Here is a 23,172-nt window from a genome sequence, read left to right as displayed (position 1 = left end):
CGTGAATAATTCTTGTTTATGAATTTATAAGACCTATATGTGAATTGTAAGTCAAGGCCACCGCCGCCGATCTGGATGGCTTCAAGGACGTTTCAGCGATACAGGGGCCAACCAGAACGCGCAGAATCGCAAGCGTGTCGCGACGTGTGACGTGCCAACAAGGAAGAATGAGAATTCCAATGCTGGTCAGACAAGCTGCCAACGTCCTGGAACTGATGGAGTATTTCGCCCGGCGCAAACGCCCCGCGACGCTGGCCGAAATTTCGGACGACCTCGGCTGGCCGCGCTCCAGTACGTTCAATCTCGTCGGCACCATCGCCGACAAGGGCTGGCTCTATGAGCCCCGTGCGCGCAACGGCTACTATCCCAGCCCCCGCTGGCTAATGCTTGCCCGCGCTGTCGCGGATGCCGAGCCGCTCCCGGACGCAGCCCATGCGCTGGTGACCGAAATCGCCGACCAGACCGGCGAAACGACCGGCGTCGCCGCCCTCGCCGGAACGTCAGCAATCTTCCTGGATGTCGTCGAGTCCACGCATTCGGTGCGCTACTTCGCGCAGATAGGCGACCGCGTTCCGGTCCATGCGAGTTCGGTGGGCCGCGCCATTCTCGAGCAGCATTCGCCCGAGGAACGCAAGGCGATCTATCGCAAGATCAAGTTCGAAGCCTTCTCCCACACGACACCGACAACGGCAGAGGCGATCGAGTACGAACTCAGAGAGGCGGCCGAGCGCGGCTATCAGCAAAGTTCATCGGAATATATCGCCGACCTCGCGGGCGTCGCCGTACCCTTGCCGGTGCAACATCGCCGGTTGTCGCTGGTGGTTGCCGGTCCGACGTCGCGCTGCCTGACACGGCGTCCCGAAACGGCAGCCACCATCCAGAAGCTGATACAGAGATTCGCATCCGAACTCGCGTCAAGCTAAGCCCCGCACAATGCGGCGAGCGCTGCGCTCGAGCCACAGACGTCGTTAGTTGCTGTTGTTGTTCTGGTTCGGGAATTCGACCGAATTGTTCTGCTTGCCGGTGCCGAATTCGAAGATCTTGCGGAACACGCCCGGTGCCATGGCCGAGATCGGATTGACGCGCAGCACCGGCGCACCGGGCGTACCGACGACTTCGTAAGTGACGCCGATCAGGCCTTCATTGCTGCCGCCGCCGAGAAACAGTCCGACAATCGGAATCTGGCCGAACATGTTGTTCAGCCCATACATCGGCACAAAGGTGCCGCTCATCCGAACCTGGTTGAGCGGGTAATCGATGCTACCTTCGATGGTCGCACCGACGGTCGGGCCTTTGACAACGCCGTCCCGAATGGTGAGCTGGCCGTTTTGCCGCGTGAACTCGGCACGCAACCGCGAGAACGCGACGCTGCTCTGCGCCGCGTTCTGCCCGCCTCCGGCGACGCTGGCCAGTTGCGCCTCGCCCTTGACGTTGAAGTCGCGGATGTTGATCAGGCCTTCCTTGGCGCGGGCGTCCGATGATGGCGGATCCATTGCCAGTGCGAGCTGGCCCCCCGACATCTTGGAATAGGTGTCGGTCGCGCGCAGGAAGGCGCCGGCATCGTTGGTCTCGATATAGATGACATCACGGCCGGCGCCCTGGGAGCGTCCGCGCATGTCGCCCGTCAGCGGTGTGTCGCGTCCGAGCTTTCCGCTCAGGGAGAATTTCTGGATCGTACCGTTGCGCCGCGAAATCTTGGCATCGACGCTGCGAACCGCCTCGCCGTAGTAACCGGCAACAGCGCCGAGCTTCACGTCAATATCGAAGTCGACCGATTTGGTTTTGCTCTTGGGATCCCCATCCTTGCCTGAAATCGCCGATTTCAGGAAGCCGCGGCCGTCGAACACGTCGCCACGCATCGTGACTTTCAATACGCCATCCGGACCACGGTCTGCCTTCAACGATGTCTTGTCGCCTTCGGACGGCGAATAAGTCGGGAAGTTCACACCGACGAGGTCACCGTTCTGATCGACTTCGACGGAGCCCTTGATCGAAGCCCCACCGCCATCGACGACGATATCTTCCAGACGGGTTGTGTCGCCCTTCTTCACAACGTTGAAGACCGCACGAGCGCTCTTGCCGGGCAGCTTCATCCAGCCCGGCAGGATATTGTCGAGCTTCAACGGCGTCAGATCGGCGTCGACCCCGAGCTTGCTGTCACGGTCCCCGGAGCCAATCTTGCCGACAACCTTGATCGGGAGATTGCCGACCACCGCCGGTCCGAGGTCCACACCGAGCCGCGCGCGGCTTGCATCGTCGAGCGTCGCGTTGAGACGCACATCGGCATCGCCATCGGTCGGCTTGCGATAGTCGAGCGATGCCGCCTGCCCGTTGATCTTGACGTCACCCTTGACCTGATAGCCCTGATTGTTCGCTGTGACCTTCAGCGAATTGGCTTCGAGCTTCTGATTCATCACCAGCTTGTCGGCGGAAAATGCCGTCAGATCCGCGGTGATGTTGTAGGTCGTATCGGCCTTGGTCAGTTCGTGCTGGATCGGCATGCCCATGGCGACCTGAGCGGTCACATTGCCCTTGGTGGTCGCCGGGTCGAGCATGTTGCCGGTGACTTCGCTCAGACGGTTGGAGTTGAGGACATCGGCCACGGCCGCCACCGGTCCCTCCAGTTTGAAACGCACGCGAGCTGGCGATGGCTTCGGCGCCATGTCCGGAACTTCGAACACGATATCGCTGAGATTGAGCTTCCGTCCGCCCGCGGTCTCGGAGTTCGCCTGACCGATGGTCACGGTCGCGGTCCGTCCTGTGACGCGCGCGCGCAGATCGCCGTCGCGGATCACCGGCATGCCATCCACCGGACGTAGCGCCACCCCATTGGCGAGGATCTTCACCGACAGCCCCTCATCGGGGATTGGCGGCCCGCGCCGTGTCAGGTTCTTCGTTGGCGAATTGACCCCGATCTCGATGCTCTGAAGCTGTCCGCCCTCGATGCGTTCGGTAACCCATTCGCGCACTTCCGGCACAATCAGGATCGGCCACATGCGCTTGAGCGCCGAGGCGGACATCGGCGTTCCCGCAAAGCCGAGGGTCATGCGCGGCTCGCCGGCGTAGTCAATACTGCCTGTGCCGGCGACGCCGATCTCGCCGTTGCTGATATTTGCCCGCGTCAGCAAAACCCGACGGTTATCGGAATCGAAACGCAAGCCGATGTCGATGCTGTTGAAGATCAGCGGCGCTTCACCCGGACCTCCACCCAATACGATGGTGCCGCCGCTGATCCCTGCCTGCCACGAGTCGGTCGCGCCATTGGGTGGCTCGACATGGGCAAGCGAAGTGATGCGGTTCTCGCCGGACACGAACTTGAACGGCGCAAGCAGCACACGGCGGCCGGCATCCCACTCGACGCTCAGCTCCGCCTGATCGATCGGCATCGGATAATCCGGCGTGTCGTTATCGATGATGTTGCCGGCGCCTGCAGTGAGCTTGCCGCGGAAATAGGTCGGGAGGCCGTCGCGCCCAATTTCGCCCCTCAACTCACCGGTCAGCGGCAGATCGGCGCTGTAAGTCAGATCCTTCATGCGCAGCGCGAGCAGGATATTCCGGGTCGAGACCTTGTCGGCGCGCAGACTGACCGCACGCACGCCATTGGCTGGCGCGCCGACCGTGACGCCGAGTGTCCATGGGGCCTTGCCGCCTTCACCCACTGTCATCATGACGCCGCCGCCGCTCGGTCGGCGCAGGGTCAGGCTGATATTGTTGAAGTCCCACGTATTGCCGCGCTGCTGGTCATCAACCACCAGCTTGCCGTTCTTCAGGCCGATCTCGTTGAGGTTCTGTCCGTCCAGGCCCGACAGGGTCAGGCTGTCGAGCCAATCGAGACCCGCAAGCAAGCCGGTGGAGGCCTCGCGCTTGTCAGCAGGGGGCTGCGGAATCTGGACCACCGGCGGCTGCGGCTGCCGCGGGAAAGTGAGTTCCGGTTGTCGGCCCGGACCGAGCCACGACCCTGGTGTGCGCGGCGATGCGACACCCGTCGCGATCGGGCGAGCATTCTCGCCGGTCGACACGGTCACCTGCCCATCCGGCGTAATGCGCACAGCCAGCACGACATCGACCAGGTTGAGGCTTTCGGCGCGCAAGCGGCCCATCATCATGGCAGAAGCGGAGAGCCGGACTTCGGCTTTCGGAGCACTGGCCACGACGGCGTGATCACGATCGCGGACGACGATGTCGCGGATTCGCACAGCCATCCGGACCCGCCCGGCGCGTTCGATCTGCGTGCCGCCAACTTCGACCGTATTACCCTGCCCGATATTGTCCTGGATCGCCTCGACCAGCCACGGTGTGGCCATGTCGAAATTGATCGGGCCTGCGCCCAGCCGGACCCACAAGGCGCCAAAGCAAACGCCAAAAATAATCAGAAGGATGCCGAGAACAGCCGCGATCCGCTTGACCCATCGACCGCCGAACAGCCAATCGCGAACCGCAACGAGTCGATCGCCGAAACGGTGCCAGCCACTATCTTTCTTGGACAGCAAGCGGCGTGCACGGTGATGCCCGGCCTCGTCATGCTGATGATCCCAATCGGCATCATCCCATTGCAAGGACTCGTCATCGGCGCGCGATCGATACGCTTGTGGCGGCTTATTTCTGGCCATTGCCTCTCGGTGCTGGCGCTGACTATGAGAATGATCGTCACCGGCCCTTCGCGCATCGACAACCGACGAGCGCTTTTCTGCCGGCATCGCTGCCAATCCTCGGTTTGAATTATAACTCGTCGTGCGGTCGTTGCGGCGCCCCTATGGCGCACGGAACGTGTGTTGCGTCGAATCCTTTGTAACCATACTCCGAGACCAGCATATTTGGGCCAGCGCATTTGCACCGCAACGTGCCGCCACCCGATCGCCGGTGCTTTGCAATGTCATCACACTGAGCCGCTGAAAGCGACGAAAGGAAGGCGTATGTCCAAGAAATCGCGCAAGAATCCCTCGAAACGAGCCATCTGTACAGTGGCAGAAAACGCATCGGGCGCGAAAGCCGGATTGACGCTGGAAACTGCGGCCAAGCGCCTCGTCGGGCGCGCCGCGCAATTGAATCGCTGAACGCGAAGAAAGGAACATCCATGGCCAAGAAAGCCAGCAAGAAACCCGCCAAGGCCGCCGCCAAGAAAACGGCCAAGACTGCTTCTCCCTCGAAGGCGAAGAAGCCTGCCAAGGCTGCGACAAAGTCCCCAGCCAAAAAGGCTGCCGCCAAGCAAGCCAAGCCTGTGGCGAAAGCCGTGTCCAAGGCGCTAGCCAAGCCAGCCGCCAAAGTCGCGAAGGCTCCTGTCGCCAAAAAGGCTCCAGCGACTAAGACGATCGCCGCGAAGGCATCGCCCAAAGCAGTTGCGAAGCCTGCGCCGCCCTCCGTGGCGGCACCGAAAGCAACTCGCGAGAAAATCGCACCGGCGCCTAGTGTCGCAGCCGAGGGGGCCAAGGCTCCGGCCTTCCAGTTGCCCCGTGACGGCGGCGCCACGGTCTCGCTGTCGGACTATGCTGGCCAGAAGCTGGTGATCTTCTTCTACCCCCGCGCCAGCACTCCGGGCTGCACCAAGGAAGCCATCGACTTCACCCGCCTGTCCGCCGACTTTCAGGCAGCCAACGCCGCCGTGCTTGGCGTCTCGGCCGACCCGCTAAAGGCTCAGGAGTCGTTCCGCGACAAGTTCGCGCTGGGAGTTCCGCTGCTGTCGGATGCGACACAATCGATGCTGAAAGCCTATGGCGCCTGGGGCGAGAAATCGATGTACGGCAAAACCTTCGAAGGCGTTCTTCGCACCACGGTTTTGATCGATGCAAAAGGCAACGTCGCCAAGATCTGGCACGGCGTCAAAGTGGACGGACACGCAGACGCAGTGCTCGAAGAGGCACGTCGGATTTGATCAATGTCATTTGCTCAAAATTAACCATGAAGGGCTCAAATCGCCTCCGTTGAGCCAGCCGACGAGTCTCCGGCTGGCATCAGGAGTGCTGATGTCGAACCGCCCTACCCAATATGCCGAGTACCCTCAGCACCACGCACACGACCATGGACGGCCACAGGCGCGCCGCGTCGGGCCGGTCAAGGCGCCGCCCGCGAAAGCCAATCAAAGCGACTATACGATTGCTCATGGCGGCAAGCAGGTCCGCATCGGGCCTGTGGTGTTCTGGATCGTCGTCGGCACGGTGACCGTGCTGGGCGCGTGGTCTGCGGCCACAGCCACTTACTTCGCCTTTCGCGACGACGTGCTGACCAAGCTCATCGCGCGCCAGGCGGACATGCAATATGCCTACGAAGATCGCATCGCCGAACTCCGCGCCAAGATCGACCGTACCACCAGCCGCCAGATGCTGGACCAGGAGCAGTTCGACCAGAAGCTCGATCAGGTCATGCGCCGGCAGACCACGCTGGAATCGCGCGCCACGGCGCTCGGCACCATGCCCGATCTGTCTGTTACAGGTTCGATCGGCAAGCCGCCGGCCCGTGGCGCCGCGATCGAGCCTACGACATCGATCCCCAAGCCGTCGCCGATCAGCGACACGGTGACCTTCGTAGCGCCGCCGGATCGCGAAGCACGGCTTGAGTCCCGCACCCCTGCTCTCACCGCCCAGCAACCTAACCAGTTCGCCAAACTCGGCGGCGTTGACAATGTGATTGGTCGTCTACAGGCCTCGCTCGATCAGGTCGAGAGCCGCCAGATTGCGACACTCGCCGCGGCTGAAGAATCCATGGACTCCAAGGTTCGCCGCATGCGTGGCGCGATTTCGGACCTCGGGCTGAATATGGCGAAACTCGAATCCGCCACACCGCGCGCGCCCATGGGCGGCCCGTTTGTGCCGGTCAAATTGTCATCGAGCGCGGATCCGTTCGAACGCCAGCTCTACCGCATCCACGTGACCCGCGCGCAGATGGACAAGCTAAACCGGACGATGGCGCTGGTGCCCTATCGCAAGCCGGTCGTCGGCGAAGTCGAATTCACCTCAGGCTTCGGCGTCCGCAGCGATCCGTTCCTCGGCCGCCCCGCAATGCATACGGGCCTCGATTTCCGCGGCGCCACGGGCGACCCGATCCGCGCCACGGCCAACGGCCGCGTCGTTTCCGCGGCCTATGCCGGCGGCTACGGCCGCATGGTCGAGATCGACCATGGCAACGGATTGTCGACCCGCTACGGCCATATGTCCGTGATCAACGTCAAGGTCGGCGATATCATCAAGATCGGCCAGGTGATCGGCCAAGTGGGCTCGACCGGCCGTTCCACCGGTCCGCATCTGCACTATGAAACCCGGATTGACGGCGAGGCCGTCGACCCGCAGAAATTTCTCCGCGCCGGCGTGCGCCTCAACGCAGGCTAATTGCAGCATGCGGGGCATTGTTGCCCTGCCCCTGATGTGATTGAAGCGGGTCTCCGTCAATCCGAGGCAGCCCGTTGAAATCCCCCCGACGCATCGGTCCCCGTTTCCCCCGTCTCGGCCGGTTCTGTTTCCGCGCCACACGACGGGTCGCGACCTGGGCGATGACGCTGGCAGGATTTCATGCCAACGACTCCCACTTTACGGTCCGTCGCATCTCGGAGCTCCGCGCCAAGCTGGCGCGCGGCGAAACGGTTCTGCTCGCCGGCCTCGGACTGCCCGGCACGCACAATTCCGGCGTGGCGCTGGTCGAAGTCACGCAGGCTCACGGGCCGCGCCTCATCGTCAACAACGAAGAAGAACGCTTCTCGGGCGACAAGCACACTACGCAATATCCCCGCGCAGCACTCGATGCGATGCGCGTCACGCTGCAGGCGATGGGCCGTGACGTCGCCGATATCGATGCATGGCTGACGACCTGGGACTATCCCGATCTGCTCGGCACCCTGGTGCGAAGCATCGTCGAAGAACTGCCCGACGGATTGAAGCTGCTGCGCACCAAGAACTCCGTCAGCTTCGACGCACGGCGCCTCGAGCAGATGACGCGGACCCCGAAGCTGCTCCGCAAGCAATTCGGCCTGCCCGCGCGTGTCCCGCTGCTGATGGTGCCCCATCACGACAACCACGCCTGGTTCTCCTTTGCCGCATCGCCCTTCCCCGATGACGAACCGGTCGCGATCGCCGTGCTGGATGGTACAGGGGATCTGGGCTCGGTCTCCCTATATGTCACCAAGCATGGCGAGATGCAGCGGCTCTATTGCAATAACAGCGTCTTCGACTCCTTGGGTGCGTTCTACAGCGTCATCTCGTCGACCCAGGGCGGCTGGACTTGGCTCTCCAGCGAGGGCCGCTATATGGGCGCGGCCGCCTGGGGCGACATGGATCGCGCCAGCAATCCGTATTACGCACGCTTGCGCGAGGTGCTGCATTTCGGTGCTAATGGTGAGATCCAACTCAACCGCGCCATGGGCAACTGGTATTGCGACCCGTTCGAGGCGCCTTATAAGTCCGCATTGATCAAGATTCTCGGCGAGCCGCTCAAACCAGATCAGCTCTGGAATCCGGACGCCGTGCTGCGCGTCGAAGATATCCAGCACCGGCCGGATACGCAGGACCGTCTCGATAAAGCGGCAGCGACGCAGCTTGTGTTCGAGGACGCGATGAAGCACGTCGTCGATCATCTACTGCGCACCACCGGCGCGCATCGGCTGGTGCTCACCGGCGGCGTGGCACTGAACGCGCTCGGCAACATGCGACTGCTGCAGCATTTCGACGAGAACTGGTTCACCCAGGCTCAGGGGCGTGCAAAACGACTGCATCTCTGGATTCCACCGACGCCCGGCGACCCCGGCGTGACCATCGGCGCGGCCTGGATGTTCGCGCATCTCATCGGCGCGCCACGCGGCGCCGCGATGACGCACGCGTTCTATTGCGGCGATGCGCCGACACAGAGCGACATCACCGCGGCACTGCAGGCTGACGACATCAAGACACAGACAATCGGCAATATCTCAACGCCTGAGGGCTGCGATGCAATTGCCGACCTGATGGCCTTCATGGTCGCTCAGAGCGGAATCATCGCGCTTTATCAGGGCGCGGCGGAGACCGGGCCACGTGCGCTCGGCCATCGCTCGATCCTCGCCAATTCCTGCGACGCCGGTACGCGCGAACGGCTCAATGAACGCGTGAAATATCGCGAGGCGATCCGCCCGTTGGCGCCGATGGCGACACTTGACGCGGCGCACGAGTATTTCGATTTGCTGGAGGGCGCGTCTGACGCGAACTACAACGCCTACAATTACATGGTGCTGACGGCGCAATCGAAGCCTCATGCACGGGAGAGAATTCCGGCCGTTATCCATGCCGATGGCACCGGCCGTATCCAGATCGTCCGCGCCGAGGACGATCCACTAACCTATGCCTATCTCAAGGCGCTCGGTCGCCATATCGGCGTTGAGCTCTCGGTGAATACCTCATTCAACGTCGCTGGCCCGATCGCACAGACGCCGCAGCACGCCGTAGAGACCCTGCGCCGTTCGGCGGGTCTCGACGTGGTGCTGATGGTTGCGAGCGACGGTCAGATGACTGCCGCCTGGCATGGCGGCACCCGCGACAGCGGCCGCTTCACGGCCTGGCTGTCGGAGTGGACACGCAGCCGCAGTTAGACCTTGCCGATCTTCCTTGCGACGGCAACCAGACGCGCGCTGTCCTTGGCCACGAACGCCGCGAACTCTTCCGAATCCTGATAGGCGGGCATGTTGCCGGCAGCCTCGAACGTCTTCGTGACTTCCGGATCGCTCATCGCCTGCTTCATTGTCTCGCGCAATTTGGTCACGACCGGTGCGGGCATTCCCTTCGGCGCAAACAGGCCGGCCCAGATGTAGAATTCGACATCGGGATAGCCCAGTTCCTTGAACGTCGGCAGATTCGGGAAGGCAGCGAGGCGTTCACCGCCGAAGTTTGCGAGAACACGCAATGTCCCGGCATCCACATGTTGCTTGAGCGTGCCCGGCGCCGAGGCCAGCGCCTGGATTTGGCCGCCCAGGAGATCGCTGATCGCAGGCGTTGCGCCGCGATAAGGGACGTGGAGCAGCTTGATGCCAGCGGCGATCGCAAACATCTCCATCGAGACGTGCAACGTACCGAACGGGCCCGACGATCCGTATGATATCGCTCCGGGTCGCGCCTTGGCGTCGGCGACGAATTCCTGAATCGTTTTCCACGGCGCACTGGCCGGCACCGCAAACAGGGTCGGATCCGCGAGCACGCGCGCGACCGGCTGCAATTGGTCGACCTCATAGGCGACCGGCCGGTCATAGATGCGATCCGACTCGGGCAGAACCGCAAGCGACGACAGCGTCATCAGCAGCGTATGCCCGTCAGGCTGCGCGCGGGCAACGGTCGCGTTGCCGAGCGAGCCGCCAGCGCCACTGCGGTTGTCGATGATGACCGGCTTGCCGAGGACCTTCTGCATATAGCTCGCGACCGGACGCGCGGCGATGTCGGCCTGCCCGCCAGCCGGAAATGGCACGACCATGGTGATGTTGCGGCTCGGCCAGGCTTCCTGCGCGCGTACACCCTGACCGGTCAAAGCGAGCGTCGACAAGCCCCCGAGGCCGGCAATGAAGTCACGACGTTTCATACTTGTCTCCCGTTTTGTTTTTGAGCAACGCATTGGTTTCAGTCGCATCCAGGGGACGACGCACCATCTCGGGAGACAGCGCCTGCGCGCCTTGGAGCTCTTTCAAAGCCCTAAGTTGTTGAAGCTCGCAGAATTGAGCGTGGGGCAGATGATGCCCCGCGCCTCTTCATCAAAACCGCAACCTGTGTAGGCTTAATCAGCCGACCGGGTTTTCGAGTTTGCCGATGCCGCTGACCTCGATCGTAACCACGTCGCCCTTCTTCAGGAAGCGCGGCGGCGTGAAGCCGAGGCCGACGCCAGCCGGCGTTCCGGTCGCGATCAGATCGCCCGGCTCCAGCGTGATCCCTGCCGAGAGCGTCTCGATCAGCGTCGGAATGTCGAAGATGAGATCGGTCACCGACGCATCCTGGCGCTTTTCGCCGTTGACGGATGTCGTCAGTCGCATTTTCGTCGGGTCGGGCATCTCGTCAGCGGTCAGGATCGCCGGACCCATCGGGCAGAAACCGTCGATGCCCTTGCCGATGAACCACTGACGATGCTTGTGCTGCAGCGTGCGTGCCGTGACATCATTGATGATCGTGTAACCGAACACATGCGCCAGCGCGTCCTGCTTCTTGATGCCGCGGCCGCCACGCCCGATGACGACCGTCAGCTCGCCTTCATAGTCGGTGCTGTCGGTCGGATCGAGATAGTTCGGGATCGACTTACCCGAACCAATCACCGTACTCGACGGCTTCGTGAAGATGACTGGCGCTTCCGGCACGACTTCCTTTGCCGAGGAGTCGAAACCGCTGCCCGCGAATTCCTTCGCGTGCTCATGGTAGTTCTTGCCAACGCAAAACACGTTGCGTGCCGGACGCGGGATTGGCGCAAGAAGCTCGACGCTGGCGATAGGAAGGGGCGCGCCCGCTGAAGCGATAAGCGTACCCTTCAGGCTATCGAAATTGGCAATTAGCGCAATCATATCGGGGGCAACGTCGCGCGACAGCGGCGAGACCTGAGTGAGCGCCTGATCTGCAATGCCGACCGTGGCCCGGCCCTCATGCAGGAAAGTAACAAGGTGCATTCTTCCTCCTGATATGTCTGCTTGTCCGGCGAACGGATCGCCGGCATCTTCTAAAGATACACCTATCTTCGATAGAAGATTTTGGCAAGCTGATCATCCCGGCTATTTATTCTTTAGAAGACGCACGCGGTCATCTGCCGCAGCAGGATGTGACATGGCGGGCAACGGCGCCTAAGATGGAATCACCGGCGGATTACATCCGCGAATAACATTGGAGCAGCACCCGATATGGCGAAACCGGCGACGCGGAAGGTCGTTCGTGAAGACCCCGTCAGTCGCGCATTCGGCGATCGGGTTCGCATATTGCGTGAACAGGCCAACCTGACCCTGGAGCAGTTCTCCAAGCAGTCCGGTGTCAGTCGGGCGATGCTGTCGAAAGTCGAGCGCGGCGAGAAGAGCCCGACGATCGGGGTCGCGCGACGTATCGCGCTGGCTCTGGAAACATCGTTCTCGACGCTGATGGGCGACGACGACGCGCCGCGCCGCGCCTTCGCTGTGGTGCGCAAGGATCAACGCCAGATCTTTCGCGATTCAAAGACGGGCTTCGAGCGCTTCCTGCTGTCGCCCGTCATGGCCGGCATGGCAGTGGAAGTCGTCCTGCATCACCTGCCCCCGAAAACCTCGACCGGCAAATTGCCCGCCTACCCGCAGGGCACATCCAAACACGTCCTTGCCACCCACGGACGCGTCACCGTGCGCACCAAGGATACCGAGACGGTTCTGGATGAGGGTGACTCGCTGTATTTCGAAGTCGACGTCGAGCACTGGTTCGAGAACAAGACTGCGCGCCGGTGTGAATACTATCTCGTGATTTCGGTGCCTCCGAGTTACGGACGACGCAGCGACGGCAAGGCCTAGCACGCGTCCGCAAGTTTGAAGGGCCCTCGCTCACCTGCGAGCGAGGGACCTGTTTGCTAGCAGCCGATTTCAATCTGCCACACGATTACTTCTTCAGGCAGAGACCAACGGTTGGCGTCGTGGTGCACTTGGTGCCATCCGGTGCGCCGCCACTCGGGCAGACAACAGACACCAGCGTCTCCGTCGCCTCGCAGCTAATCGCGCCATCTGCCTGCACCGCGCGGAAGCTCACTGGTGCCGCATCGCCCTTGTCACCCTTGGCGCCGGGCGTGCCCTGCGGACCTTGAGGTCCCTGTGCACCCGCCTGTCCCTGCGCGCCGGGAATGCCCTGAACGCCTTGCGCACCCTGCGGACCGGCCGGCCCCTGCGCGCCGGTTTCGCCCTTCGGACCTGCTGGTCCGGGATCGCGGCCGCAGCCGCCCAGCATCAATGCAACGCCAACAGCAAGAATTGGAATGATCTTCTTCATGCCCCACACCCCGTTGAATTCGTGACACCGCGACATGCGGCGTCGGGATAAGCCAGCGCCGGATGTTGAGTTCCGGCACGCGGATGATATCGGGTGACAAGAAGAACGGAAGCGGTCGCGCAGCGACGCAACTGTTTCAAGACGCCGCAGACTTTGGCGGGCGGGTTAGCTTACTCAGCCGACTCTCGGTTGCGAGATGAGCTCGATCATTTTGGCTTCGTCATCGTCTGGCGCGAAAGCCTTCGCCTTTTCATAGGCTTCAACAGCCGCTGCGCCGACCAGGGGCCTCGCCTGCAAAAGCTGCTCCGCCAATCTCACAGCATAGGCCGCATCCTTATGGCGCAGTGCAGCGGTGAAGGATGCGCCTGAATAATCGCGCGCCACCATTCGCGGCGCATGTCGCAGCACCTGTGGGCTTGCCGCGACGCCGCTTGCGATGGACTCCAACACCAGCTTCATGTCCAGCCCGGCATGTTCTGCGATGGCCAGACCTTCGGCGAGCCCAGCGATATGGATTGCGCCCATCAGGTTGTTGATCAGCTTGTAAACCGTACCCGATCCGACGGGGCCGAAATGCCGGATCGTCGATCCGATCGGCGCCAGAAACGGCCGGGCCTTGTCGAGGTCCGCAGTATCCGCGCCGACCAGCAGCGTGAGCCTGCCGCTCGCAGCCGCATCCGGCAGGCCGGTGACAGGGCAATCGATATAGATCAGGCCGCGATCCTGCAGCGCCCTGGCAAGGTCGAGCGCGTGCTGGTGCGACACTGTCGAACATTCGATCGCCAGCGCGCCCGCCTTCGCGGTTCGCCCCGCACCATCAATGCCGAGCCACACAGTCTGTGAAGCCTCGTCATCGGCGACCATCGTGACGATGGCATCGGCGCCTTCGGCTGCATCCGCCGGCGAAGCTGCCCAGCGTGCGCCACGTGCGATCAGATCTTCTGCTTTCGCCCTGCTCCGATTCCAGACGGCAACGCTGAAACCAGCTTCGAGATAGCGGCCGGCCATGCCGTGCCCCATGCGTCCCATACCGATGAACGCAACATGAGGCAAAACTTGGGGCATGGCTTAGTCCACGTCGTCGATGGCGCCTGGCGAGGTGCCGAAGGCGCGTTGCGCCAGCGTCGCCGCCATGAACTCATCAAGATCGCCGTCGAGCACGCCTGAGGTGTCCGACGTCTGCACGCCGGTGCGCAGGTCCTTCACCATCTGATAGGGCTGCAGCACGTAGGAACGGATCTGGTGACCCCAGCCGATATCGGTCTTGGCAGCCTGATCGGCGGCGGCCTTCTCTTCGCGCTTCTTCAACTCGATCTCGTAGAGACGCGCGCGCAGCATGTCCCAAGCCTGGGCCTTGTTCTTGTGCTGCGAACGGCCGGCCTGACAGACCACGGCCACGCCGCTCGGAATATGCGTCAGACGCACCGCCGACTCCGTCTTGTTGACGTGCTGACCGCCGGCGCCGCCTGAACGCATCGTATCGACGCGGACATCGGACTCGTTGATGTCGATCTTGATGCTGTCGTCCACGACCGGGAAGATCGCGACGCTCGAGAACGAGGTGTGACGACGGGCGTTTGAGTCGTAAGGCGAGATACGCACCAGACGATGCACGCCGCCTTCGGTCTTCAGCCAGCCATAGGCATTGTGGCCGGAGATCTGGATGGTCGCCGATTTGATGCCGGCTTCTTCACCCTGCGTCTCTTCGAGATACTCGATCTTGAAGCCGTGCTTTTCAGCCCAGCGCGTATACATGCGCAGCAGCATCGAGGCCCAGTCCTGGCTCTCGGTGCCGCCGGCGCCGGCATGGACTTCGAGATAGGTGTCGAAGCGATCGGCCTCGCCAGAGAGCAGCGCTTCCAGCTCGCGGCGCGCGACCTCTTTCTTCAGCGCCTTGAGCGCATTCTCGGCTTCGGTCACCACGCCCTGATCGCCCTCGGCCTCGCCGAGCTCGATCATTTCGATATTATCGTCGAGTTCGCGCATGACCTTGCCGATGCCCTGAAGCGAATCCTCTAGCGAGGTGCGCTCCTGCATCAGCCTTTGGGCCTTTTGCGGGTCGTTCCAGAGATTGGGGTCTTCGGCGAGAGCGTTCAGCTCTGCAAGTCGTGCCGTGGATGCATCGACGTCAAAGATGCCTCCTCAGCAGCCCGACTGACTGCTTGATCTCTTCTACGAGGCGTTCGATTTCAGCGCGCATGGAAACTCTGATCTGGCGGCATCAGCCGCAATACGAATGGTGATCGGGATGTAGCGGCGTGCGCGGCAAAGCGCAATCCGCAAGGATCTGCTGTGGGTCAGATGAGCCTCAATACAGCCCGCCCGTTCCCGGTCGCATGAAACTGCGGTCGGTTTCCGGCGACACCGAGAGCGAACGACCATCCGCATCGGCGACACCGATCACAGAGTAGTTGTCCGGCGGCGCAGTGCCCGGCTTGAACGCCTCGAGGATGGTGCGGCCGCCATCGCCCGGTCCGGCGCGCATGCCCGACTTGGCGTCGACGCGGATCAGCTTGATGCCGGCAGGCACGCGGAACGGCACAGCCGGCTTATCGGCGAGTGCAAGCTTCATGAAGTCCTTCGCAATCGGCGCAGCCAGCGCACCGCCGGTGGCCTTGTTGCCGAGGTTCCGGGGCTTGTCGTAACCGACATAGATACCGACGACGACGTCAGGCGAGAAGCCGATGAACCAGGCATCCTTCTCGTCATTGGTCGTGCCGGTCTTGCCGGCGATCGGCTTGCCAACTTCGCGGAGCACGGTCGCGGTGCCGCCCTGCACGACGCCTTCCATCATCGAGGTGATCTGGTAGGCGGTCATGGCGTCGAGCACCTGCTCGCGGCGATCGACGAGCTGCGGCTCGGCCTGGTTCTTCCAACCCTCCGGCGCGTCGCAGCCGCGGCATTCGCGCTGGTCATGCTTGAAAATCGTATGCCCGTAGCGGTCCTGAATACGGTCGATCAGCGTCGACTTCACGCGGCGACCGCCATTGGCGAACATCGAGTAGGCCGTCACCATCCGCATGACGGTCGTTTCACCGGCGCCGAGCGCATAGGAGAGATAGTTCGGCAATTCATCATAGACGCCGAATCGCTTGGCATATTCGCCGATCAGCGGCATGCCGACGTCCTGCGCCAGTCGCACTGTCACGGTGTTCAGCGAGCGCATCAATGCATTACGCAGCGTCACCGGGCCGTAATACTTGCCGGTCGAATAGTTTTCCGGACGCCACACCCCGGCGCCCTGCCCTTGATCGATCTCGATCGGCGCGTCGACTACGACGGTGGACGGCGTGTAGCCATTGTCCATCGCTGCCGAATAGACCAGCGGCTTGAAGGATGAGCCGGGCTGACGATAGGCCTGCGTGGCGCGGTTGAACTGGCTCTGGTCGAACGAGAAGCCGCCGACCATGGCGAGCACGCGTCCAGTCAAAGGATCCATCGCAACCATGGCACCGGACACTTCCGGATACTGCCGCAGCCGGAACTGGCCTTCGACGACCGAGCCGTCCTTGTTTGTGAGCGGATCGACATAGATCACGTCGCCGGCGGCCAAAACCTGCGACACGGCCGTCGGTGTTTTGCCCTTCGTCGGTCCGGCCGCGGGCTTGGCCCAACGCACGCCATCCAGCGTGAGGAGGCCGGTCTGGCGATCTTTGAGCACGGCACCGCCGAGTTCACGGCCTGGCTGGAAGCCGATCCGCGCCGACTGATCGCTGACATCCAGCACGACAGCGAGCTTCCACGGCGCGATGTCGGACAGCGCTTTGACCTCGGCGAGCTTCACGCCCCAGTCACCGGAAATATCGATCTTGTTGGTCGCTCCGCGCCAGCCACGCACCTCGTCGAAATTGATCAGGCCGTTGGTCATGGTCTTGCGGGCCATCACCTGCAGCTTGGGATCGAGTGTGGTGCGGACCGAGAGACCGCCTTCATAGAGCTTCTTTTCGCCGTAACGCTCAAGAATGTCACGGCGCACTTCCTCGGCAAAATACTCGCCGGCAAAGATGTGACCCGAACTGTTGCGGCCGGTGACGCTCAGCGTCTCCTTGCGCGCCTTGTCGGCATCGGCCTGCTTGATCCAGCCGTTCTCCAGCAGACGATCAACCACATAGTTGCGGCGCTCGATGGCACGGTCGCGGTTCTTGATCGGATGCAGCGACGACGGCGCCTTCGGCAAAGCTGCGAGATACGCCGCTTCCGACACGGTCAGTTCGTTCACCGACTTGTCGAAATAGACCAGCGAGGCGGCGGCAATGCCATAGGCACCGAGGCCGAGATAGATTTCGTTGAGATACAATTCGAGGATCTTGTCCTTCGAATAGGTGCGCTCGATGCGCATCGCCAGCAAGGCTTCCTTGATCTTGCGGGTGAAGGAGACCTCGTTGGTCAGAAGGAAGTTCTTCGCAACCTGCTGCGTGATCGTCGACGCGCCCTGCGGCCTGCGGTTGGAGCCAAGGTTCTGCGCGTAAAGCACCATCGCGCGCGCCATGCCCGAATAATCGAGACCGCCATGCTCGTAGAAATTCTTGTCTTCGGCCGCGAGGAACGCGTTGATCACGAGCTTCGGCACAGCCTGAATCGGCAGATAGAGTCGGCGCTCCTTGGAGTATTCGCCGAGCAACGCACCGTCCGCTGCGTGGACGCGCGTCATCACCGGCGGCTCATAATCCTGAAGCTGCGAATAGTCTGGTAAGTCCTTGGAATAATGCCAGATCAGCCCGGCTGCGGCGGCGACGCCCACCAGGAACACCACGGTTCCTGCAGCGAACAAGAAACCCAGAAACCGCACCAGCAGACGCATTATCGACGATCCGTTTCAATCGCTGTGCCGCAATATAGCATACGGCGGCCCCCATGGGCGCGAAGTCAGCAACAAGTCCCGCGGCAAAAATCAGCAAGGAGACAACCCGAAATGGCCGTCAGTCTTGACCGATTCTGACAGCCACACGGAAATTTTTATAGAGCTCCGGCTGTGGCCAAACTAGGGCTTTCATACTGAAGGCCAGGGCTTTCGTACTGAAAGATTTGTCATTTTCAGTTCCGGTCGTCAGTTTCCCGGGCCGGCAGAGACCATCCGCTTGGAGAAGAACCCGTCGATCGCCTTGGCGACCGCCCCGACAGTCTTGGAGCGCCAGTTCTCGGACATCAGCTGCTGGAGATCGTCCTTGTTGGACACGTAACCCAGTTCGATCAGCACCGAGGGCACGTCCGGCGCCTTGAGGACGCGGAAACCTGCCGATTTCAGGGGATGCTTGTGCATCCGCGCCGTGGTCTTCATCTCGCCCACCACAAGCCGGGCAAAGCGGTTTGAGAAGGTCCGGGTTTCGCGCTGCGCCAAGTCGATCAGGATGTCGGCAACGTCGGTTGGCTCTTCCGTCAGATTGACGCCGGCGATGGCGTCCGCTTTGTTTTCCGAGTCTGCCAGCCGCTCCGCCTCCGCGTCCGAGGCCTTGTCAGACAGTGTATAAACAGTGGCGCCCTGCGCATCCCCCTCGCCTCGCGGCAATGCGTCGGCATGGATGGAGACGAACAAAGCAGCCGACTGGTTGCGCGCCACCTTCACCCGTTCATCCAGGGGGATGAACGTATCGTCGGCGCGGGTCATCACGATCCGGTATTTGCCGAGCTTCTCCAGACGATCACGCAGGGCCAGACCGAAACCCAGCACGATCCCCTTCTCGCTCTCGCCGCCGGCCTGGGTGCCGTTATCGATGCCGCCATGACCGGGATCGATCACGATGACTGGACGGGCGTCCGGCGCGGCATCGGGCACGGCGCTGGCGACCACCTTGGTGGCAACCGGAGACGCCGCAGCAGTCGTTCCGACGGCCGGTCGCAGATCCGGGCGATTCTCAACCGCCAGCGCCTGTACGAATGTGGTGCGATCGACCGATTCGAGTTCGATCACCATCCGCGCCGGCTGCCCGTTGGCGGGATCGAGCGCGTAGGAATTCTTGATCTTGGCTGGTCCGGTCAGGTCAAACACCATGCGCGACCCGCCCGGCATCACCAGGCCGTAGCGGAACGCCTTGATCAGGCCGCGGGAAACCGTCCCGGCGCCAGGATCGAGATGGAAATTGACCTGGGGAAGATCGATGACCACCCGATATGGGTCAGCCAGCGCAAAGGCACGCAGCGGGATCTTCCGGTCGAGATCGAGAATGAAACGGGTCTGTTTCTCGTCACCGGCGATCCGCACGTCGGAGGCGATCGGGAAAGCGCCCTCGACTTCCGCGCGTGGCGTCTCGCCGGCGGCCTGGGCGGAGTTCGGGCACCAAAACAGCCCGAAACCGGCACTGAAGAGCACCGTGGCCAGCCTGACGATGTGGTTTGCGCGGCTCGTCAACGAATCCACTGCCTCCGAAGCAGCCCCTCATTAACCCAATAGGATTGCAGGGTTAACCGGAGCTTAAGTCGGCCATATCGAATAAGCCTGAGTGTTGCAGCCTTGTGACGCTTCCCTTGCATGCGCCCCCCATTCCTCGTATGTACGAAGAGCTGACGGTTTAACTCCCGGTTGTGTCGCGTTCAGCCTCCCGGTGCAACGCTCGTTCCCCCCGACCATCTATCGGTGGATCCAGCGTTTTCCGGCCTCCTCTCTACAATCAGCGCAGCGCGCGGTTGCCCAGAGAGGCGGTCTTAGCCCAGGCGGTGTCCGGTCCCAGGTCCTTTCTCGCTCCCGGGGCGGCTTTAGACACTTCATGACCGATTATTCCGGCCTTACGGGCGGAGTATGCGACAGCCGGTGACCGCGTTCTGCGGCGCGCCGGACGTCAGCAAAAGGCGGCGCCTTTGCCGCCAAGATGTTCAGACGGGCCGACGCTTGATGCGCCAGACTGTGATGCCGACCGAGACCCAGGTGGGAACTATGCCGATGCGAGGCCCAAGCCTCGCGCGTCGCCCCGCACTGACCTCGCGATCGGCACGGCGTTCAGGGCTGTGTTTCGGCCTTCCCCTCACCCCCGAATCAGGTGGACCGTTGCGTCACCCGGCTGCGCGATACGCGCTTGCCGCCACGCACGCCGTCCGCCTCCATGAGCTTCCAAATGCCAAACAAAATGTTGATCGATGCGACCCACCCGGAAGAGACCCGGGTCGTCGTGGTTCGCGGCAATCGCGTCGAAGAGTTTGATTTCGAGACTGCGCAGCGCAAGCAGCTCCGCGGCAATATCTATCTCGCCAAGGTCACGCGCGTCGAACCGTCGCTGCAGGCCGCCTTCATCGAATACGGTGGCAACCGCCACGGCTTTCTCGCTTTCAGCGAAATCCATCCGGACTATTATCAGATCCCGGTCGCCGACCGTCAGGCGCTGATCGAGGCGGATGAACGGGCTCATCGCGAAGCTGAGGAAGAGACCGAAAACCGCTCCAACCGTAAGCGCTCGCGTCATCGCAACTCCCGTCGCCGCGACCGTGGCGAGCGGGTGCAGAGCGATGTCGTCGATACGACAGCGATCGATCCGTCGCAGGCCGAACAGCCGCGCGATCCGGTCTTCGAGGTCCACAGCCATACCCATGATGACGGGCACCACGCTGCCGATCACGACCATCATGACCATGACGGTCACGAGCATACCCACGCGCATGAGCACGCCGAAGGCGATCATGCGCACGACCATGATCACCACGATCATGCCGCCGCACCGGTCGCGTCCGAGAGCGTCGCTGCCGAAGCTGCGGCTCCCGAGGTCGTCGTGTCCGAGGTCGTTGCATCCGAGCCTGTGACCGAACAGCCTGTTTCGGCGGGCTTCTCGCCTGCTCCGGTCGAAGCCGTTGCGGAGACGCCGGCGCCAGTTGCCGCCGAAGCGCATGATGATCACGCGCATGACGAACAGATTCAGGCCGCTCACGCCGAAGAGAACGCGGCGCATGCCGAGGACGTTCACCACGAAGAGCGTGCCGAGGGTGAGCACACCGCTGCCGCTGACAGCGACGAACACGACGACGAGGAAGACGAAGACGACGGCGAGGAAGAAGCCGAAGAGGATCAGGTCGAATCCGTCGGCGGTGACGACGTTCTCGAGGAAGTCCCCGAGCGCGCTTTCCGTCCGCGTCGCCAGTACAAGATCCAGGAAGTCATCAAGCGCCGCCAGGTTATGCTGGTGCAGGTCGTCAAGGAAGAGCGCGGCAACAAAGGCGCTGCGCTGACCACTTACCTGTCGCTCGCCGGCCGCTACGCCGTGCTGATGCCGAACACTGCCCGTGGCGGCGGCATCTCGCGCAAGATCACCTCGGCACAGGATCGTTCGCGTCTCAAGGAAGTGGTGTCGGACCTCGACGTGCCGGAAGGCATGGGGATCATCCTGCGCACCGCAGGTGCCTCGCGCACCAAGCCGGAAATCAAGCGCGACTTCGAATACCTGATCCGGATGTGGGAAACCGTTCGCGACATGACGCTGAAGTCCCAGGCCCCGACCCTCGTCTACGAGGAAGGCTCGCTGATCAAGCGTTCGCTGCGCGACCTCTACAACAAGGAAATCGACGAAATCCAGGTTGCGGGCGAAGCCGGCTATCAGGAAGCCCGCGATTTCATGCACATGCTGATGCCGAGCAATGTGCGCGCGGTGAAGCAGTATCGCGACGGCCAGCCCCTGTTCTCGCGCATGGGCGTCGAGAGCCAGTTGGACGCGATGTTCTCGCCGACCGTGCAACTGCGCTCCGGTGGCTATATCGTCATCAACCAGACCGAAGCCTTGGTTTCGATCGACGTGAACTCGGGCCGTTCGACCCGCGAACACCACATCGAAGACACCGCGCTGAAGACCAATCTCGAAGCCGCCGAGGAAGTTGCGCGTCAGCTCCGCCTGCGCGATCTCGCCGGTCTGATCGTGATCGACTTCATCGACATGGACGAGAAGCGCAATAACCGCGCTGTCGAACGCAAGATGAGCGACTGCCTGCGGCAGGATCGCGCGCGCATTCAGGTCGGCCGCATCTCGCATTTCGGCCTGCTCGAAATGTCGCGCCAGCGCATCCGCGCCAGCGTGCTGGAAAGTTCCACAGATATCTGCCCGCATTGCGGCGGCAGCGGTCATGTCCGTTCGGTCTCGTCGGTGGCCCTGCAGTTGCTGCGCGGCCTCGAAGAAATCCTGATGAAGGGCGCCACGCATAACCTGATCGTGCGCACCCGCACCGATGTCGCGCTCTATGTGCTGAACCACAAGCGTGGCCATCTGCGCGATCTCGAAAACAGCTTCAAGGTGACGCTCGCCGTCATCGCCGATCCGAATGTCAGCGGTCAGCAGTCCTTCGTGATCGACCGCGGCGAACAGGTGCATACGCTGGAAGCCGCCAAGGCGCTGCTCGCGGCCCAGGTTGCGGCCTTCCCGCCGCCGCTGGAAGAAGAACCGTTCGACGACGAAGACCTGTTCGAGACGGAAGCCGAAATCGAAACCGAGGAGACCGAAGGTCTCACCGACGACGAGACCTCGGGTGAAAGCGCCACCGGCGATGCAGACAGCGATGGCCGCAAGCGCAAGCGCCGTCGGCGCCGTCGCGGTCGCTCCGGTGAAACCCGCGAAGGCGGCGCTCCCGGTCGCGAGGGCGGCGAGTTCCAGACCGCCGCTGAGGGCGCGGTCGAAGGTAACGTCGAGACCGTTGGCGACGACAGCGAAGGCGAAGACGACGAGGCCGACGATCAGCCTCGTGAGGCCCGTGCCGATCAGCCGGCCGATGGCGAGCGTCGCCCGCGTCGCCGTGGCCGTCGCGGCGGACGCCGCCGGCGTGGTGGTAACGACGAAGGTCTGGCCGGATCGATCTCCGATGAACTCGGACCGACGCAGACCTCGGAAGCCAGCGATGCCGTGGCCGATCTCGAAGGCCAGGACACGCGTAACGACGCACAGCCGCACCAGCACGCAGCTCCGGACGCCGTGACGTCCTATGCCGCACCACAGCCAGAGGCCGAACAGAGCCGTCACAACGCCGTGCCGATGTTCGCTCCGGCAGCGCCTGAGCCGGCGCCGGCTGCCCCTGCTCCTGTCGCAGCACCTCCCCCCGTGCAGGAAGCCGCGGCACCGCAGGAAGATGACAAGGCTGCGGCACGTCGTCGCTCGACGGTGCGCGAGAAGGTCAACTTCGGTTCGACGTCTCCGGAGCCACAGCCCGCGGCAGCGCCTGTCGCTACAGCCCCGGAGCCGGCACCTGCTCCAGCCGCTGCACCGGCCCCTGCGGTCGAAGCCCAGCCGCGCAAAGCCGGCTGGTGGTCACGCGTCCTCGGCAGCGACTAAGCGCCTTCCAACGCAACAACGAAAAGCCGCCC

The 23,172-nt window shown here is 62.7% G+C and carries 16 protein-coding genes; 8 read left to right on the top strand and 8 right to left on the bottom strand.

The window, feature by feature from the left end; all coding sequences use genetic code 11:
- Nucleotides 1-179: 179 nt before the first annotated feature.
- Nucleotides 180-923 (top strand): IclR family transcriptional regulator, encoded by a 744-nt coding sequence (locus CHC01_RS09905; RefSeq protein ID WP_089264134.1) that lies wholly within the window; start codon nucleotides 180-182, stop codon nucleotides 921-923.
- Between the two features lie 45 nt (nucleotides 924-968).
- Here the strand turns inward: CHC01_RS09905 and CHC01_RS09900 are convergent, their stop codons facing one another.
- Nucleotides 969-4,202 carry a YhdP family protein gene (locus CHC01_RS09900; protein WP_244558290.1) on the bottom strand — a complete coding sequence of 1,078 codons (3,234 nt, stop codon included), beginning with the start codon at nucleotides 4,200-4,202 and terminating at the stop codon, nucleotides 969-971.
- Here CHC01_RS09900 and CHC01_RS33010 point away from each other — a divergent pair.
- The 5 genes from CHC01_RS33010 (at nucleotide 4,158) to CHC01_RS09885 (ending at nucleotide 9,541) form a co-directional block, all read left to right on the top strand.
- Nucleotides 4,158-4,718 carry a hypothetical protein gene (locus CHC01_RS33010; protein WP_244558289.1) on the top strand — a complete coding sequence of 187 codons (561 nt, stop codon included), beginning with the start codon at nucleotides 4,158-4,160 and terminating at the stop codon, nucleotides 4,716-4,718. The two genes, CHC01_RS09900 and CHC01_RS33010, sit on opposite strands and share 45 nt — an antisense overlap.
- Before the next feature lie 195 nt (nucleotides 4,719-4,913).
- Nucleotides 4,914-5,054 (top strand): hypothetical protein, encoded by a 141-nt coding sequence (locus tag CHC01_RS32440; RefSeq protein WP_158005733.1) that lies wholly within the window; start codon nucleotides 4,914-4,916, stop codon nucleotides 5,052-5,054.
- A gap of 20 nt (nucleotides 5,055-5,074) precedes the next feature.
- The gene (locus CHC01_RS09895) at nucleotides 5,075-5,869 is read left to right on the top strand and encodes a peroxiredoxin (protein ID WP_089264132.1); all 795 of its coding nucleotides are present in this window, start codon (nucleotides 5,075-5,077) and stop codon (nucleotides 5,867-5,869) included.
- Nucleotides 5,870-5,960: 91 nt separating this feature from the next.
- Nucleotides 5,961-7,319: a M23 family metallopeptidase gene (locus CHC01_RS09890; RefSeq protein WP_089264672.1), complete on the top strand. Its 1,359-nt coding sequence runs from the start codon at nucleotides 5,961-5,963 to the stop codon at nucleotides 7,317-7,319.
- A 74-nt stretch (nucleotides 7,320-7,393) separates the two neighbouring features.
- Nucleotides 7,394-9,541, top strand: a complete 2,148-nt coding sequence (locus CHC01_RS09885) for a carbamoyltransferase C-terminal domain-containing protein (RefSeq protein WP_210421661.1) — start codon at nucleotides 7,394-7,396, stop codon at nucleotides 9,539-9,541.
- Here CHC01_RS09885 and CHC01_RS09880 read toward each other — a convergent pair.
- Nucleotides 9,538-10,518, bottom strand: coding sequence for a tripartite tricarboxylate transporter substrate binding protein (locus tag CHC01_RS09880; protein WP_089264130.1), 981 nt, complete (start codon nucleotides 10,516-10,518; stop codon nucleotides 9,538-9,540). The two genes, CHC01_RS09885 and CHC01_RS09880, sit on opposite strands and share 4 nt — an antisense overlap.
- Nucleotides 10,519-10,714: 196 nt before the next feature.
- Nucleotides 10,715-11,584, bottom strand: coding sequence for a fumarylacetoacetate hydrolase family protein (locus CHC01_RS09875; RefSeq protein ID WP_089264129.1), 870 nt, complete (start codon nucleotides 11,582-11,584; stop codon nucleotides 10,715-10,717).
- 228 nt (nucleotides 11,585-11,812) lie between these two features.
- Between CHC01_RS09875 and CHC01_RS09870 the strand changes: the two genes are divergently transcribed.
- Entirely contained in the window at nucleotides 11,813-12,442 is a 630-nt protein-coding gene (locus tag CHC01_RS09870) for a helix-turn-helix domain-containing protein (protein WP_089264128.1), read from the top strand.
- Nucleotides 12,443-12,527: 85 nt separating this feature from the next.
- Here CHC01_RS09870 and CHC01_RS33300 read toward each other — a convergent pair whose 3' ends face one another.
- The 5 genes from CHC01_RS33300 to CHC01_RS09845 all read right to left on the bottom strand — a co-directional run bounded on the left by CHC01_RS33300 (nucleotide 12,528) and on the right by CHC01_RS09845 (nucleotide 19,257).
- Nucleotides 12,528-12,911: a hypothetical protein gene (locus CHC01_RS33300; RefSeq protein WP_116662286.1), complete on the bottom strand. Its 384-nt coding sequence runs from the start codon at nucleotides 12,909-12,911 to the stop codon at nucleotides 12,528-12,530.
- Between the two features lie 174 nt (nucleotides 12,912-13,085).
- Nucleotides 13,086-13,964, bottom strand: coding sequence for an NAD(P)-dependent oxidoreductase (locus CHC01_RS09860; RefSeq protein WP_089264126.1), 879 nt, complete (start codon nucleotides 13,962-13,964; stop codon nucleotides 13,086-13,088).
- 15 nt (nucleotides 13,965-13,979) lie between these two features.
- Nucleotides 13,980-15,111 (bottom strand): peptide chain release factor 2 gene (prfB, locus tag CHC01_RS09855; protein WP_139285829.1). Its coding sequence is split into 2 segments (ribosomal slippage): nucleotides 13,980-15,041 and nucleotides 15,043-15,111, totalling 1,131 coding nucleotides; the frame shifts between segments, so codons are not numbered across the junction.
- A gap of 108 nt (nucleotides 15,112-15,219) precedes the next feature.
- Nucleotides 15,220-17,712: a penicillin-binding protein 1A gene (locus CHC01_RS09850; RefSeq protein WP_089264124.1), complete on the bottom strand. Its 2,493-nt coding sequence runs from the start codon at nucleotides 17,710-17,712 to the stop codon at nucleotides 15,220-15,222.
- Nucleotides 17,713-17,958: 246 nt separating this feature from the next.
- On the bottom strand, nucleotides 17,959-19,257 hold the full coding sequence (locus CHC01_RS09845; RefSeq protein WP_089264671.1) for an N-acetylmuramoyl-L-alanine amidase: 1,299 nt from the start codon (nucleotides 19,255-19,257) through the stop codon (nucleotides 17,959-17,961).
- Nucleotides 19,258-19,957: 700 nt separating this feature from the next.
- Here CHC01_RS09845 and CHC01_RS09840 point away from each other — a divergent pair.
- Nucleotides 19,958-23,140 (top strand): Rne/Rng family ribonuclease, encoded by a 3,183-nt coding sequence (locus tag CHC01_RS09840; protein WP_089264123.1) that lies wholly within the window; start codon nucleotides 19,958-19,960, stop codon nucleotides 23,138-23,140.
- Nucleotides 23,141-23,172: the final 32 nt, after the last annotated feature.

This window comes from Tardiphaga sp. OK246 (genome assembly GCF_900188215.1).
Lineage (GTDB): Bacteria > Pseudomonadota > Alphaproteobacteria > Rhizobiales > Xanthobacteraceae > Tardiphaga > Tardiphaga robiniae.
This window is presented reverse-complemented; position numbering and strand designations above follow the sequence as displayed.